The 15,753-nt window shown below is 36.3% G+C and carries 14 protein-coding genes; 5 read left to right on the forward strand and 9 right to left on the reverse strand.

The features are described from left to right. Positions 1-110: 110 nt before the first annotated feature. The 9 genes from M2326_RS08160 to M2326_RS08200 form a co-directional block, all read right to left on the reverse strand. Positions 111-1,142 (reverse strand): L-rhamnose/proton symporter RhaT, encoded by a 1,032-nt coding sequence (locus M2326_RS08160; protein ID WP_264619071.1) that lies wholly within the window; start codon positions 1,140-1,142, stop codon positions 111-113. A gap of 95 nt (positions 1,143-1,237) precedes the next feature. Further along, positions 1,238-2,695: an aldehyde dehydrogenase family protein gene (locus M2326_RS08165; RefSeq protein ID WP_264619072.1), complete on the reverse strand. Its 1,458-nt coding sequence runs from the start codon at positions 2,693-2,695 to the stop codon at positions 1,238-1,240. A 10-nt stretch (positions 2,696-2,705) separates the two neighbouring features. Beyond that, positions 2,706-3,476, reverse strand: a complete 771-nt coding sequence (locus M2326_RS08170; RefSeq protein ID WP_264619073.1) for an enoyl-CoA hydratase/isomerase family protein — start codon at positions 3,474-3,476, stop codon at positions 2,706-2,708. 462 nt (positions 3,477-3,938) lie between these two features. Next, the gene (locus M2326_RS08175; RefSeq protein WP_264619074.1) at positions 3,939-5,216 is read right to left on the reverse strand and encodes a Dabb family protein; all 1,278 of its coding nucleotides are present in this window, start codon (positions 5,214-5,216) and stop codon (positions 3,939-3,941) included. A gap of 278 nt (positions 5,217-5,494) precedes the next feature. Then, positions 5,495-5,983 carry a GlcG/HbpS family heme-binding protein gene (locus M2326_RS08180; RefSeq protein WP_264619075.1) on the reverse strand — a complete coding sequence of 163 codons (489 nt, stop codon included), beginning with the start codon at positions 5,981-5,983 and terminating at the stop codon, positions 5,495-5,497. Between the two features lie 83 nt (positions 5,984-6,066). Further along, positions 6,067-6,639: a Crp/Fnr family transcriptional regulator gene (locus M2326_RS08185; protein ID WP_264619076.1), complete on the reverse strand. Its 573-nt coding sequence runs from the start codon at positions 6,637-6,639 to the stop codon at positions 6,067-6,069. A 1,170-nt stretch (positions 6,640-7,809) separates the two neighbouring features. Further along, entirely contained in the window at positions 7,810-8,571 is a 762-nt protein-coding gene (locus M2326_RS08190; protein ID WP_264619077.1) for a hypothetical protein, read from the reverse strand. Next, positions 8,572-8,778: a hypothetical protein gene (locus tag M2326_RS08195; RefSeq protein WP_264619078.1), complete on the reverse strand. Its 207-nt coding sequence runs from the start codon at positions 8,776-8,778 to the stop codon at positions 8,572-8,574. Positions 8,779-8,974: 196 nt separating this feature from the next. Then, positions 8,975-9,802, reverse strand: coding sequence for an IclR family transcriptional regulator (locus M2326_RS08200; RefSeq protein ID WP_159086033.1), 828 nt, complete (start codon positions 9,800-9,802; stop codon positions 8,975-8,977). A 56-nt stretch (positions 9,803-9,858) separates the two neighbouring features. Between M2326_RS08200 and M2326_RS08205 the strand changes: the two genes are divergently transcribed. From M2326_RS08205 to M2326_RS08225, 5 genes are all read left to right on the forward strand, one after another. Beyond that, a complete protein-coding gene (locus M2326_RS08205; protein WP_264619079.1) occupies positions 9,859-10,911 on the forward strand; it encodes an L-rhamnose/proton symporter RhaT in 1,053 nt (350 codons plus the stop codon). Positions 10,912-10,951: 40 nt separating this feature from the next. Then, entirely contained in the window at positions 10,952-12,103 is a 1,152-nt protein-coding gene (locus tag M2326_RS08210) for an ABC transporter substrate-binding protein (RefSeq protein ID WP_264619080.1), read from the forward strand. 97 nt (positions 12,104-12,200) lie between these two features. Then, positions 12,201-13,343 (forward strand): CaiB/BaiF CoA transferase family protein, encoded by a 1,143-nt coding sequence (locus M2326_RS08215; RefSeq protein ID WP_264619081.1) that lies wholly within the window; start codon positions 12,201-12,203, stop codon positions 13,341-13,343. 17 nt (positions 13,344-13,360) lie between these two features. Next, complete coding sequence (locus M2326_RS08220) at positions 13,361-14,500, forward strand: CaiB/BaiF CoA transferase family protein (RefSeq protein WP_264619082.1); 1,140 nt, start codon at positions 13,361-13,363, stop codon at positions 14,498-14,500. Between the two features lies 1 nt (position 14,501). Next, the gene (locus tag M2326_RS08225; RefSeq protein WP_264619083.1) at positions 14,502-15,740 is read left to right on the forward strand and encodes an extracellular solute-binding protein; all 1,239 of its coding nucleotides are present in this window, start codon (positions 14,502-14,504) and stop codon (positions 15,738-15,740) included. The last annotated feature ends 13 nt before the right edge of the window (positions 15,741-15,753 follow it).

The following is a 15,753-nucleotide window of genomic DNA, read 5'->3' on the forward strand; positions in this document are numbered from 1 at the left end:
TTCAAATTTACGAAATATATTTCATATGTAAACTATAAATTTATATATGAATATTTATATTTTATTTAAAGGTTTATTTTTTTGTTAAAACCTATTTAAGTGTAAAACAATTACACTATGGCATTACCATAAGCTACCGCAATAATTCCAATAGACATTATAGTTAATCCTGCAAACAACCAATTTTTACTTTGTGCTCCTGCCTTGTTCCATTCACCAGTAAAAAAACCTAAAAGATTGGCAACCATTATACAACCAGTTTGAAAAATGGCAAATCCAACTGAGGTTCCCAAAGGCCCTAATTCATAAGCACCCAAACCGTATATAATTAATGAAGCACAATATACAATTGCCATAACCAATAAAAGAACTAAATTTTTTGAGCTATCCGCTACTTTAAAATTAGACCAACTATTATTTTTTGATAATTGATTACTAAAATAGATCACCGTTGCAATTCCGCTACCTATAAACGAAGGCAACATCACGGCAATACGAGCAATCCAAGGTTGGTTACCAAATTGTTCTTGCGAAATTTGACCAATATGTCCCAAATTATCAGCCACATGATAGGAAAGATTAAAACCCGCCGCACAAATTCCGCCAATTACACAAAGGATAATTCCGTTTCTCATTTTATTTGGGTTGATATTGGTTTTGTCAGCTTCACTATTTTCAAATTTTTCTCGCAATAATCCCGCTTTTCCGTTGGCTATAATTCCGATCATGATGATGAAAATTCCTCCTAGAATCACCATGCCACCCGGAGTTCCTATTTTGTCGGCACTTCCCATAAAAAATGGCAACAAAGAGCCAGACAAGGTTCCTACTCCAATTAAAAGTGAAAAACCCAGAGCCATTCCGATTTTAGAAATACTTATTCCCCATAACAAATTCCCGATTCCCCATAGAATACTCAGTCCTAAAATCAGTAAAAATAATGAAGAGGATACTTGGCTATACGTTTCTATTAACCCATCTACAAGTGCAAAAGCAGAAATAACAGGTACGACAAACATGGCCAGTACCCAAAAAACACCCCAGGTATTTTCGATAGCGTAATTTTTTACATATTTACTTGGCAAGGCGTAAAAACCTAGCATAACAGCGGCCATCAAGACCCAAAAGATTCCTATTCCCATAGATATTATAGTTATTGGTTGTTATTTTTATAAAAAAACCATTAGAAACGGCATATTTGGTTTATCTCTAATGGTTATTGAGTTGTTTATCTATTTTAATCGTTGTAATCTAGGTAAACTGTTCTTTTTTGCAAGAAACCTTCAATACCATAAATGCCGTCCTCTCCTCCAATCCCAGAAGTTTTGTGACCGGAATGGTATCCTTGAATGTAGCCTACAATTCCGCGATTTATGAATATCGTTCCTACTTGCATTTGGTCAATCGCAGTCATATGGCGCTTGTAATTGTTGGTATATAGATATGCAGATAGTCCTTCTTCACGAGCATTGGTTAAAGCCAGTGCTTCTTCAAAACCAGAAACTTTCATAATGGGTAAAACTGGACCAAATATCTCTTCTTGCATGGTAACATGATCGTTTTTGACGTTTGTCAAAATGGTTGGTTCGTACCAGTTTCCTTTTTCGAACATAGCTCCATCAGGACGTTTTCCACCCAAAACCAATTCTGCTCCTTGCTCAATATTCTTTTTCACCAAGCCATCAATCCGCTCCATACCTAACGAACTTACTCCAGGGCCCATATTTACAGAAGTATCAAAAGGATCACCCACTTTTATTTCTTTCACTCTTTTGATTAATTTATCGGTGAACTCATCGGCTATTTTTTCATCAACCATCACCATTTCGTTACAAATACAAACTTGTCCACAGTTAGCGTAGCGAGAAATAGCTGCTGCTTCGACCGCTTTTTCAATATCGGCATCGTCACAAACAATAAAAGGTGCTTTTCCTCCTAATTCTAATGTCAAAGCCGTAACATTATGCGCTACTGCTTTGTAAATCCCTCTTCCAGCACGCGTGCTACCGGTTAAACTCACCAATTTGGTAATCGGACTTTCAACTAATAACGAAGCTGCTTCGGCATTTTGAGTTACAACCATATTCACCACTCCCTTTGGAACTCCTACTTCATGCACCAAGCGACAAAATTCTGATGCCGTGACTGGTGTCAATTCATGCGGTTTAATAATCATAGTATTTCCTGTAACCAAAGCTGGTCCTACTTTTCGACCAATCAAAGCCAAAGGAAAATTAAAAGCACACAAACCTACAGTAACTCCGTAAGGTACTTTGTAGATTGCTAAATGTTCGTTTTTATTTTCAGAAGGAAACATAGAACCTTGAATTCGACGTGCGGCTTCGGCATTATATGTTAAATACTGAATCGTTCCATCTACTTCGCCTTGTGCTTCTGGAAATGTTTTTCCTTGCTCTAAAACCAATAGTTTGGCAAAATGATCGCGTTCTTCTTTCAATTTGTCAGCAATAGCAAACAAATATAACGCACGTTGGTGTGCTGGTGTCAATTGCCATGCGAGCTGCGCTTTTTCTGAAGATTCTAAGGCGTATTGCACATCTTCTTTCGAACAAGCGGTTACCGTTGCAAAAACTTCCAGATTAGCTGGATTTTCTACTTTAATACTATCGCGAGTCGAAGAATCTAACCATTCTCCGTTGATGTAACATTTGTAATGTTGAATATTTTGGTTCATTTTGATATAGTTATTTAAAATTAGGCGTTCTTTTTTCGATAAAGGCTTTAAAACCTTCTATTCCATCTGGCGTTTCATATAATGGATTAACTAGAGCAGTTTCTAGTTGCAAAGCTTGTTGTAGATTCATCCCTTGACTTTCAATAGTAAATTTCTTAATGCTTGCCATCGCTTCTCCTGCGCCAGAGGCTAAATTTTTACAATAGTCTAAAACATCCTTTTCGAAAGTATCCGCAGGATATAAGTGATTGATTAGTCCGAATTGATGTGCCGTTACGGCATTAATCGTGTTTCCAGTTACGAGCAATTCCATTGCGCGACTGTAACCAATAAGAGTAATTAATCGAACTGTTCCTCCATTTCCAGGAATCAGTCCAAGTTTAATTTCTGGAAGACCAATAAGATAATTTCCTTGAGAGGCTAATCGAATGTCGCAAACCATAGCCAATTCCAATCCACCGCCTAGAATATGACCTCTAAAAGCTGCAATGAAAATTTTTGTACTTGTGCTTATTAAATGACAAACACGACGAGCGGCCACAACCATTTCTTTATTTTGTTCTACAGTATTGCTGCCAAAAACTTTGATATCGGCACCTGCGCAAAAAAACTTTTCGGATGCGCTGTTGATTAACACAACTTTTATAGTTTGATCTTGCTTAATTTTTTCAATCGTATCTCCTAATGCTGTCAAGAAATTCAATTCGTAACTATTTGCAGGTGGTTTGTTTAAGGTGATAGTGGTAAGCGCTCCGTTCTGTGAGCAGATAATTGAATCCATCTTTTAATTGTTAATTAGTATTTATGTGTAAAAATACTATTTATATATGAATTATCAATAAGATTTATATAGACAATAACTAGACATTAGCCTAACTTGGGCAAATACTACCCGATTTAAGATTTTGTTGTATTTGACATAAAGCTGGTCTAATCCAAACTACATCTTTTTTTTTTTTACAAATAAGACAAATAAGCTTTTCTTCGCTTCAAATTTTAAACTAATAATGAAAGGAAATTAATAAACTGAGTCGCTTAAATACAACAAACCTAACGCAAGCAAAATCGACAAAGTTTGTCGTTGTGAAAGAATTGCAATACGCACTGAAATCATCTCATATTTTGACCAAAAAACTCCTGATATAAAACAAAATACCAACCAAAAAAACGCAAAAAAAAACGACTTGGCCTAAACATTAAACCAAGTCGTTTTATAATACTCACTTATCTTTTAAACGATATATCAATTCGTTGCTGTCCAGTAGTCCATAATAAAGGCATCTTCGATTATTGGACCTATTGTACTCACCAATTTCAAATGGGCTTTGTGAAACAGGTAGATTTCTCTAGCATTTTCATCTTTAAATGTAATGGTAAAAGAATGCGTAAAACCTTTACTTGCCCCTTCAGTACTATCGTTTATTCCCCATTCTATATTTGTAATTTCGGGGATTTCATTTTTTAGATTTACAAATGCTTTTTCTGCTTCTTCAATTTGTTTAGCTCTAGCATCGGCTTTGTATTTTAGATTTACGATATGTCTTAAAAGTTTTCCATCCCTATTGATTTTAGGCGAAACCTTATAGGAAATTAGCTTTTGTAAATCAAAGCGGTTAGACCCTGCTATTAAGAAATTATCTTCACCAATTTTGTGAGAGCGCAGTCCGTAGTAGATAGAAAAACCAGTTTCTAAATAACTCATCGGACTCAATATTCCGTTTTCATCTAGTTTACACAACTGAATACTAGCGTCGTCTCTAGTCCCCACGGCCAGAATCGCTTCCTTATTATTTACAGATACAATTTCTATTCGTGTTTGCCCTTTTAACTTCGTATTTTCATCATCTTTTAAAACAAAATGCGGCACTAATGCCCCTTTGTTATTAATTTTAAAAACACTAACACCATCGCCGTGGTACACAAAATCTTTCTTTTTTATAAAATTGGATTCCGTGTCATAATACTTATGATGTCTGTGACCTACAATTACATATTTATGCTTTCCTAGCGTTACTCCTGTTACAGGATAAGCCCCCGTTAAGTAGCGATCCGTGTCATTATCATCTATATTATTGATATTTTTAAAAGTTCCATTTTCGAAAACTCTAAAACTACTGACTCCGTTATCTTGAAAACCGCCTGTGTATAGAAATGTTTTACCTTGTATCTTGTGCGTAAACATGCCTATAATTCCATCCGTATGTATTTTATTGTCATCTTTCATCGATTGCACATGCGTAAGTTTTCCGTTATCTTCAATTTTAAAAGAACTCAAACCGGGGTTTTCCTCTAAACCTCCAACAAAGAGATACGAAAACTTTTTCATGTGTATAACCTGCAGCGTAATTGCGGTTCCAAGATGAACTTCAGCAGTATCTTCGACCAAAGAAACTCGTTCAAGAGATCCAGACTTTGCAATCTTAAAAGTCTCGATGACATTTCCGTATTTATTCGCTACAAACAAAAAGTGGGTTCCATTAATAATATCGGCCACCATTCCTCTTGCTGGTCCTTTTTGCATATGAAGTTCATGGCTGCTGATTGCCTTTAGTTTTCCTTCGGAATCTAAGCTGTAAACATCAATACTTCCCGCTCCTCCAGCATATACATAATGCGAACCGTCTATTTCGTAACTTGTAACAGAAACAGTGTTCTTGGCAGAAATATTTTAGAAATCTTTTCGATAAAGCATTAAGTTCTCCGTAACTTGCGAGAAACAAATTTGGGTTAATAACAATAGACCTATTTGAAGGTAACTCTTTATATTATTCATAATTATATCTTTTTAAATTCAAAAAATTACTCCACAACTGCCGCTGCTCCTACCATTGCAATAGCTCTGTCTTGATCTATAGTTCCTCCGCTTACGCCAATAGCTCCAATTATCTTGCCTACTTTATTTTTGATAGGAACCCCACCAGGAAACGTCATCAAGCCACCATTAGAATGTTCGATATTATAAATAATTCCCCCAGGTTGCGTTAACTCTCCTAATTTTCCGGTATCCATGTTGAAATACCGTGCGGTTTTGGCTTTTTTTATGGCTACATCAATACTTCCCAAAAAAGAGTCGTCCATTCGTATAAAAGCTTTCAAGTTTGCACCCGCGTCTACCACAGCGATATTAACGAGTACATTTTGAACTTCTGCATTTTTCTTTGCTGCCAAAAGGACTTTTAAAGCTTCTCCTTCTGTAATATCATTGGTAATTTGTGCTTGCGTAATACTCGGCATCACTGTTAGCACGAGTGCAATTACACCCGTTTTCACTTGCTTAAATAATTTCATAAATGCTGTTTATAGTTTAGTAATACAAAATTCATAAACAGCAAGGACAAAATTGTTGAACAAGTTCAACAAACAGAAAATAGTTACTGATCCTTTTTGATTTTACTTAAAAATTCATGGGTTATTCCCAAGTAGCTAGCGACTTGTTTGTCCGTAATCTTAGAAACGATAGTAGGATAGGCATCTACAAAATCAAAGTAGCGTTCTTTGGCGGTTTTACAATGATTGCTAATCAGGCGACGCTGCCAAGCAACTATAGCTTTTTGCGACATTACTCTAAATAATTTCTCCACAACAGGAAGTGAGTCATAAAGCGTAAGTTTATCTTCTCTGCTAATGAGAAGTAGCTCGCTGTCCTCCAAAGCTTGAATATTTAAATCCGATGGTGACTGATTCATAAAACTATCAATGTCCATAAGCCACCAGTCTTTGGTTGCGAAATATAAGGTGTTTTCGTTTCCTTTTTTATCAATGGTAAAGATTCTAAAACATCCCTTTAGAACAAAACCTTCGAACTTACAAATACTACCTTGTGTAAGCAAAAACTCTTTTTTTGGAATGGCCTGAGGCTTGAAGTACGAGCATATAGTTTCTAGCTCCGAATCACAAAGCTCAATGTTTTTTTGGATGTTCTTCTTTAATAAATCGTTTGTCATTAATGGTCTTGTACTTAGTTATAGCCTGCAAACTTTAGAATTCTTTGCAAGTTTAAGCACCCAATTTAGTAAATAATCCCCAAAAATAAAACTTAGCCAATACTTGTCACTAAGTTTAGGTCGCTTAAAATCAGCAAACGTTTTACAAACTACATCTACAAAGTCTTTGCGCGGAATAAACAATCACGGCAAAGGGCATCTTTTCTTTTAACCATATAAGACATATAAGCTTTTCTTTGCTTGTAATTGTAAACTAGTAAAAATGGAAGTTCATATAATTTTTGTCGCTTTAAAGCAACAAACGTGACGCAACCAAAATCGACAAAGTTTGTCATTCTGGAAGAATCTCAAGACAAACTACTTCCGTTCTAGATTTAATAAACGTTTTGTTTATAGCCAACAGATAAAAGCAAACTACATCTACAAAGTCATTGCGAAGAATGAAGCAATCACGTAAACTGCATCTTTTTTTTAACCATATAAGACATATAAGCTTTTCTTTGCTTGTAATTGTAAACTAGTAAAAATGGAAGTTCATATAAGTTTTGTCGCTTTTAAGCAACAAACGTAACGCAAGCAAAATCGACGAAGTTTGTCATTCTGGAAGAATCTCTAAACAAACTACTTCCGTTCTAGGTTTAATAAACGTTTGGTTTATAGGAACCGCATTGCAAATGCTATTATTTTGTTTATGATGAAAACAGGTACTCGTAGCAAACGAGCAGAAGACTGGGTAATAAACGTTTGGTTTATAGTAAACAGATTAAAGCAAACCACATCTACAAAGTCATTGCGACGAAGAGCCTGTCCCGTTTTTCGGGAAAGCAATCACGCAAACTGCATCTTTTTTTAACAATATAAGACATGTAAGCTTTCCTTTGCTTAACATTGTAAGCTAGTAAAAAAGGAAGTTCATATAAGTTTAGTCGCTTACAAGCAACAAATGCAACGCAAGCAAAATCGACGAAGTTTGTCATTCTGAAAGAATCTCTACATAAACTACTTCCGTTCTAGGTGTAATAAACGTTGGTGTTACAGGAACCGCATTGCAAATGCTACGATTTTCTATTTTAAGAAAATAGGTACTCGTTACAGACGAGCACCAGTTTGGAGCCGCACTCCGTTCCATTTGGGGCAGAGCCGTCTATTCGATTACAGGATGATGTTATTCTATGAAATTGGTCTAAAAGTAACACTTCCAAACCCATCTTCTTCAGCTTCAATAAATGTCAAGTTTAAATTTATAATATTTTCATACTTTAAAATTATTACGTGACCATTGACGTCTTTATATCTTCTCTTATCTATTTGTTTTCTTTGAACATCTTTAATTATTAAAAAATCAAGATGCCCCTCTGTTGCTAATTGATAATCCACCAACATTCCATTATAAATAAAAACTTTTTCGCCTACTGTAACTAAGGCATCAACATAAGTTATGTCTACATCTTCTACAGTGTTATTATTAAGCGAAATTTGGGAACGTTCAAAATTTATAAATTTTGCAGATAATACATAATGCCAAATATTTTTATATCTGAAAAATTCAATTGTAGAATCTAAAGATTTTCGGATAAAGTAGTTTTTTAATTGATACCCAATCAAAAAGGATACAGAATTAACTATAAATTGAAATAATAAAATTTCATTTTGAAATTCACCTACTTTATCTACAGACTGAACGAAAAGTTTATCATTTGAAGAAATTAAACCTATAAGTGTTGTTAAATTGTATCTATAACCAATAAGAAGAATTACTGGTAAAGCAATTAAATATAAAATTATGCTTGGAATAAAAGTATTTACAAATAATTGAAAGAAATCTTTTATTGTGTATTGGTTTGAGAATTCTTCTGAAAAGTAACCTTTTCTAAAGGAAATTCCAGGAAGTAGTAAAATAATTATTATTAAAGCTCCTAAAGCAATTTCCATCTATTCTGCTTTAGCTAATTCAATATGCTTTAATGTGTCCTCAGATAATTTTATTGTCTGTTTCTCTCCTTTTACGGATGCTCGTACAGCAGTTGCAACTGCTTTTGAGTCAACACTATTTATTAGTATTTTACCAAAAGGACTACCAACAGATACAGAAGAACCTGAAAATTTTCTAACAAATATGTTTTTTGAAGTTTTTGCCATTTTAAGTAAAGGTTTTATTGTATCAAATATACAACAAATTTTATTCCAAATTACATTCATTTTTCTGTTGACTTCTTTTTTCAACGTACAGTTTTGGTACAATATCCTGTAACTTGTATATAAACGCATGTTTATGTGTTCTTCTTAGTTTCAATTATCATCGAAGTCTTTTCATTCAAACAAAAACTCCAAAACCCTACCCCCCAATCAATTTATTAATCTCACCCTGCGCTTCTTTAAGCGCTTCGATAATTTTTTCTCTTGAAATTTCGTTATCAATGCTTGAAGAAAAGACAGAAACTGCCAAAACGGCATTCAAATCCGAATCATTTAACCCTATTGGAACGGCAAAATCGGTGATACCACTGGTGATGTTACTTTCGGCAGAACGGTAGCCGTCTTTTTGAACTTGTAGAATCGATTCCTTGAATTCTTCCTGTTTTTTCTTGGTCCATTTACTATAATGTTCATCACGACTTAAAAAATCGTTTCGCTTGTCCTCTAAATAAATCGACAAAAATACCCTGCCCGAAGTAGTCAACGTTAGTGGAAAATGGGTTCCTTCTTCTATCGAAAGTGAAACCGCATTTGGACTTCGCATTTGGGCTATAATCAACAATTGGTCATTATTGATGATACTTAAATGACAAGACTGCCTGATTTTTTCGGATAAATTTTGCATCGGATAATGCGACACTCGTTTCAACTCATCAAAAGGCGTGTGTCGGTGCGAAAGGCTATACATTTTTAAAGACAAACGATACTTTCCCGCATTCGAACCTCTTATTAAGTACCCTCTTTCTTCCAAGCAAACTAACATTCGGTAAATTTCGCTTGGCGTTTTGCTAATTCCTTGGGCAATTTCTGCTTGCGACAACGGAATCCCTTCAGAAGATAAATATTCGAGTATATCTAAGCCTTTATCGAGTGCGGGAGCATTATATTTTGTATTGTTTTCTTCAGCCATCTTTTGTGTTTTACGAGACAAATTTAATAAATTTAATCCGCTTCTTGTTTGTTTCATATATAAAATATACATTTGTATATGAATCACAATAACTAACCAACCAAACGCAAATTATGGCAAATCCTTTATTAGGTACTTTTATCCACGGAGTTGGAGGTGTATCTGCTTCAACCTGTTATGTTCCCTATCAAAAAGTAAAAAAATGGTCTTGGGATACCTACTGGTTGTTTCAAGCCAGTTTCGCTTGGTTCATCTTTCCTTTCGTCATCGGATTTCTTACGGTTCCTGATTTATTAGGTGTTTTTGAAAACTCGGATACTACTATTTTAATTAACGCTACCTTATTAGGAGCTGTTTATGGATTTGGCGGAATGTGTTTTGGTTTTGCCATTAAACACATTGGGTATTCGTTGACGTACACTATCTCTATTGGGATTTCTGCCATTCTAGGAACCATTGTTCCCTTAATTATGCACGGTGAGTTTGTAGAAAAATACAACGCTGCTGGTGGAAGTACCATATTTATAGGAATGTTTTTGGCCTTAATAGGTATCGCACTTTGCGGTGTTGCTGGCTATAGAAAAGAAGCGGACTTGAAACGAAATGCGGTTGAAGGTGCTACTCTTCCTTCTTTCGATATGAAAAAAGGGTTGACCTTAACTATTATAGCTGGTGTTTTGTCGGCTGTTTTCGGAATCTCATTAGAAGTGGGTGCTCCCGTAGCCGAGTTGGCGGGGAAATACGGTGCTGGAAATTACGAAGGAAACGCAAACTTGATTCTTTCCACTTTTGGTGCTTTTGTAACCAATTTGATTTGGTTTCTAATCGCTGGGATCAAAAACAAAACTTTAAAAGAATTTGTAGATGTAAAAAGCATCGGTGCAAAAAATTACGGTATCAATGCCGGAATGTCCATTTTGAGTGGTGCACTTTGGTACGGTCAATTTTTCTTTTATGGTATTGCACACGTACAAATGGGTGCTTACAAATTTGCGAGTTGGGTTATTCATATGTCCATGCTTATCTTCTTTAGCTATATCATCGGAATTGTTATGAAAGAATGGGTAGCAGTAAGCAAACGAACATATACCACATTACTATATGCTTTAATAATCTTAGTGGTTTCCTTTTTTGTAATGACTTACGGAAGCATGCAAGGAGAATAACAAGATAAAAAACAAACTAATAATATAATAAACCAATACAATGGAATCACAACCAATCAAATTAAAAGGAATTACTTGGAATCACAGTAGAGGTTTTACCTCAATGGTCGCTACGGCACAACGTTTCTCAGAACTGAATCCGAATGTAGAAATTACATGGGAGAAAAGATCTTTGCAAGCTTTCGCCGATGAGCCTATCGACGAATTAGCAAAACGCTATGACTTATTGGTAATTGACCACCCTTGGGCAGGTTTTGCGGGTAAAACAAAGGTGATCTTACCGCTAGACGAGTATTTGCCAAAAGCGTTTATAGCTGATTTGGCCGAAAATACGGTGGGGCATTCTCATGTGAGTTACAGTTCAAACGGTCACCAATATGCCTTAGCGATTGATGCCGCTACTCCAGTGGCCTCTAGCCGTCCGGATATTTTGGAAGCTAAAGGTCTAAAATTACCGACCAATTATGACGAACTTTTGGCTTTGGCAAAAAAAGGATTGGTGGTAATGCCAGGTATTCCGCAAGATACATTGATGAATTTCTATATGATGTGTTGCAACTTGGGCGAAGAAGTTTGTGTGTCTAAGGAACATGTTGTAAGCCAAGAAATTGGTATAAAAGCTTTGCAAATGTTACGTGCCTTAGCTGTAGAAATGGATCCAGCTATGTACGATTGGAATCCAATTAAAGTCTACGAAGCCATGACTTTGACAGACAACTATGCGTATTGTCCTTGGGCTTACGGATATACGAATTATAGCCGTAACGGATATGCACGTAAATTGTTGCATTTTCATGACATGATCGAAATCAATGGCGTCGGTGCTATTTCGACTTTGGGAGGAACTGGATTGGCGGTTTCTGCACAATCAAAAGAAATTGAAACGGCAATGAAATACCTAGAATATGTTGGTTCAGAAGCAATTCAAAAAACGGTTTTCTTTGACGGTGGTGGACAACCAGGTCACAGAAAAGCATGGACAGATGAATATACAAACAGCATCACAGCCGATTATTTCAAGAACACATTACCTGGATTAGACAGAGCATTTTTACGTCCTAGATACAATGGACACATGTACTTTCAAGACAGAGCGGGTGCTCCAATCAGAAATTATTTGATGAACGGAGGCGATGAATTGGCTTTATTGCAACAATTGAATGCGTTGTATTTAAAATCATTAGAGATTTAGAAAAAGTTTAAAAAAGTTTAAAAGTTTAAAAATTGTTTAAAGACTAATCGTTAGTACTTTAAACTTTAAACAAAAAAAACCTTAAACAATAAAGCATATGAAACCACTAGAAGGAATTGTAGTACTCGAATTTGCACAATTTATGGCAGGCCCGTCTGCTGGATTGCGATTGGCAGATTTAGGGGCAAGAGTAATAAAAATAGAACGTCCGGTTCACGGAGAAGCTGGGAGACAAATTGCATTGAAAAATTTATTTTTGGATGGTAGCAGTTTGGTTTTTCACACCGTCAACCGTAATAAAGAATCTTATGCAGCCGATTTGAAAAATCCTGAGGATTTGGAGTGCGTTCGACAATTAATCGCAAGAGCCGACGTGATGACTCATAACTTCCGCCCGGGAGTGATGGAGAAAATCGGTTTGGATTATGAAAAAGTAAAAGCCATCAACCCAAAAATGATTTATGCTACCGTAACGGGTTATGGTACCGAAGGTGCTTGGATAAAAAAACCAGGACAAGATTTATTAGTACAATCCATGTCGGGTTTTGTGAACTTAACAGGGAACAAAAACGACGATCCTGTTCCTGTGGGAGCGGCGGTTTCGGATATTATTACAGGTTCACATTTAGCGCAAGGTATTTTGGCTTCGATTTATAAAAGAACCAAAACCAACCAAGGTGCTTGGGTCGAAGTAAGTTTACTAGAATCAACACTTGATTTACAGTTCGAAGTCTTGACAACCTACCTTAATGATGGTAATCAAAAACCAATAAGAGCTGAAAAAGGGAATGCAAACCCGTATTTAGGCGCTCCTTATGGTGTCTATAAAACCAAAGACAACTACCTTTCTTTGGCTATGGGAAATATTTTGAATATCGGAAAAGTATTAGGCTGTGCCCCTATCGCATCGTACACCGATTCGGATTCATGGTTTACAAAAAAAGATGAAATCATGACTATTTTGAGTGATTTCTTTATCGAAAAAAGCACACAAGAATGGTTGGATATTTTAGATCCTGCTGGAATTTGGGCTTCTGCGGTTTTCAATTATGATGATTTATTGAACCACGAAGGGTATAAAGTTTTACAAATGGATCAAAAATTGAAATTACTTTCTGGTGAAGAAGTGCATACGTTGCGTTGTCCTATTCGAATGGATGACGAAAGGATTTTTGCTCCAAAACCTGCTCCCAGAGTCGGTCAACACACTGCTGACATTAGAAAAGAATTTAATTTATAACTGTAATACGAAGAATAATGAAACCATTACAAGATATATTAATCGTTGATTTGAGTCAGTTTTTATCGGCTCCTTCAGCAACTTTGCGATTAGCCGATTTGGGCGCACGTGTCATTAAAGTCGAACGTCCAGAAACAGGTGATATTTGCCGTCAATTATATGTTTCGAATGTAATATTGAACGGAGAATCCACTGTTTTTAGAGCTATTAATCGAAATAAAGAAAGTTTTCAGGCCGATTTAAAGGTCGAAAAAGATAAAGAACAAGTTTTAAAATTAATCGAAAAAGCCGATGTTTTGGTGCACAATTTCCGTCCAGGAGTGATTGAGCGCTTGGGATTTGATTATGAAACCATCAAAAAAATAAATCCATCGATTGTCTATGGTGATATTTCTGGTTACGGTCCTGAAGGTCCGTGGAAAAGTAAGCCAGGACAAGATTTGCTCGTACAATCCTTATCTGGTGTGACTTGGTTGAACGGAAAAATATCCGATGGACCTGTACCAGTTGGTTTGGCAATTGTAGATATCTTGGCAGGAGCCCATTTGGCACAAGGTATTTTGGCTGGATTAATCAAAAAAGCAAAAACTGGCGAAGGTTCAAAAGTATCCATTAGCATGTTGGAGTCTATTCTTGATTTTCAATTTGAGTCGATTACTACTTTTTACCATGATGGTGGCGCGCCTACTATTCGTCCAGAAAGCAATAGTGCACACGCCTATTTAGGTGCGCCTTATGGTGTGTACCAAACGGCATCGGGCTATATGTCACTTGCCATGGGAGCCATTCCGTTTGTTGGAGAATTGATTGGATGCGATGCTTTGGCCGCTTATCCAGAACGTGCTAGTTGGTTTACAGAACGTAACGAAATCAAGAAAATATTGGCCAATCACTTATTGATAAACACCACAGAACACTGGTTGAGTTTGTTGGAACCTGCTGATATTTGGTGTGCAAAAATCATGAACTGGGACGAACTTTTTGCTCACGACGGATTCAAGATTTTAGAAATGATTCAGAAAGTAAAAATGGGAGATGGTTTTGAATATGAAACGACACGTTGCCCAATTAAAATTGACGGACAATACATGAAATCTAGTTTGGGTTCCCCTGCATTAGGAGAACACACACAAGCTATTATCAAAGAAATGTTGTAAAATGAGTAAACCAAAATTTAAAATAGCCGTACGTAAATTTGATGCTTTCGAAACTTCCATAATAAAAATATGGGAGGCTTTTTGTGCCGAAACGGGATGTGATTTTGAATTGGAAGCAACCGCCTTTGATTTGCACCCCTTGTATGATACTATTTTAAAAAACAAAGGATTAGCAAATGGAACTTGGGATGTTTCTTTAATCAATACCGATTGGATTACAGAAGCTTTTGCAACGAATGCCGTCGAAGATTTAACACCTTATATCGCTGCACATTCACCCGCTGATTTCCCCGAAGGTTGGTCAGAATCCTTGTTGTACAAACAACGATTTGAAGGCAAAACCGTTGGATTACCTTTTCATGATGGACCTGAATGTTTGATTTATCGAAAGGATTTATTCGACACAATGGAAGAGCAAATTGCTTTTTATGGTTTACATGGAAAAAAATTGGAAGTTCCCAAAACTTGGGATGACTTGATGGAAGTGGCCGAATTTTTTAACCGACCGGATCAAGGTTTGTACGGAACCACATTTGCCGCTTATCCTGACGGACACAATACTGTTTTTGATTTCTGCCTACAATTATGGACTCGTGGAGGCGATCTGTTCGATTCGAATAAAAAAATAAAGATCAATACCCAAATTGCTATCGAAGGTATGGAGTTTTACCGTTCAGCATTGAAGAACACCAAAGCTATTCACCCTGATTCTCGCGAATTTGATTCGGTTAAGTCCGGAATGGCTTTCGCCAACGGAAACTTGGCGATGATGGTCAATTGGTTTGGTTTTGCCTCTTTTGGTGAAGTATATCCCGATTCGAAAGTGAAAGGCAAAATCGATGTGACGAATGTTCCTGCGGGTCCGAATGGCGAAGGAGTATCGCTCAACGCCTATTGGATGTACGTAATTGGAAAAGGAAGCACCAATAAAGACCTTGCCTACAATTTTATACAATTTGCTGTAAATGCAAAAAACGATAAACTACTTACTTTGGAAGGCGGAATTGGTTGTAGAAAATCAACTTGGCACGATAAAGAAGTAAACGAACTGGTTCCCTATTATTACAAATTAGAGGAATTACATAAAAATACCCGCTCCCTACCCCGCAAAAGCAATTGGTCTGAAATTGCAGACGTAATTGACCAGATTGTTGTGGAAGTAATCAATAGCGACAAAAGCATTGCATTTATTTTGGAGGAAGCGCAAGGGAAGATTGATTTGATTGAAAAAAATGATTAACGATTGGTGATTA

The sequence above is a fragment of the Flavobacterium psychraerolatum genome (assembly GCF_025960985.1).
In the GTDB taxonomy this organism is placed as follows: Bacteria; Bacteroidota; Bacteroidia; order Flavobacteriales; family Flavobacteriaceae; genus Flavobacterium.

Coding starts and splice junctions, on each gene's coding strand:
- M2326_RS08160 (WP_264619071.1), bottom strand. CDS start 1,142: ATGGGAATAGGAATCTTTTGGGTCTTGATGGCCGCTGTTATGCTAGGT.
- M2326_RS08165 (WP_264619072.1), bottom strand. CDS start 2,695: ATGAACCAAAATATTCAACATTACAAATGTTACATCAACGGAGAATGG.
- M2326_RS08170 (WP_264619073.1), bottom strand. CDS start 3,476: ATGGATTCAATTATCTGCTCACAGAACGGAGCGCTTACCACTATCACC.
- M2326_RS08175 (WP_264619074.1), bottom strand. CDS start 5,216: ATGCAAAAAGGACCAGCAAGAGGAATGGTGGCCGATATTATTAATGGA.
- M2326_RS08180 (WP_264619075.1), bottom strand. CDS start 5,983: ATGAAATTATTTAAGCAAGTGAAAACGGGTGTAATTGCACTCGTGCTA.
- M2326_RS08185 (WP_264619076.1), bottom strand. CDS start 6,639: ATGACAAACGATTTATTAAAGAAGAACATCCAAAAAAACATTGAGCTT.
- M2326_RS08190 (WP_264619077.1), bottom strand. CDS start 8,571: ATGGAAATTGCTTTAGGAGCTTTAATAATAATTATTTTACTACTTCCT.
- M2326_RS08195 (WP_264619078.1), bottom strand. CDS start 8,778: ATGGCAAAAACTTCAAAAAACATATTTGTTAGAAAATTTTCAGGTTCT.
- M2326_RS08200 (WP_159086033.1), bottom strand. CDS start 9,802: ATGAAACAAACAAGAAGCGGATTAAATTTATTAAATTTGTCTCGTAAA.
- M2326_RS08205 (WP_264619079.1), top strand. CDS start 9,859: ATGGCAAATCCTTTATTAGGTACTTTTATCCACGGAGTTGGAGGTGTA.
- M2326_RS08210 (WP_264619080.1), top strand. CDS start 10,952: ATGGAATCACAACCAATCAAATTAAAAGGAATTACTTGGAATCACAGT.
- M2326_RS08215 (WP_264619081.1), top strand. CDS start 12,201: ATGAAACCACTAGAAGGAATTGTAGTACTCGAATTTGCACAATTTATG.
- M2326_RS08220 (WP_264619082.1), top strand. CDS start 13,361: ATGAAACCATTACAAGATATATTAATCGTTGATTTGAGTCAGTTTTTA.
- M2326_RS08225 (WP_264619083.1), top strand. CDS start 14,502: ATGAGTAAACCAAAATTTAAAATAGCCGTACGTAAATTTGATGCTTTC.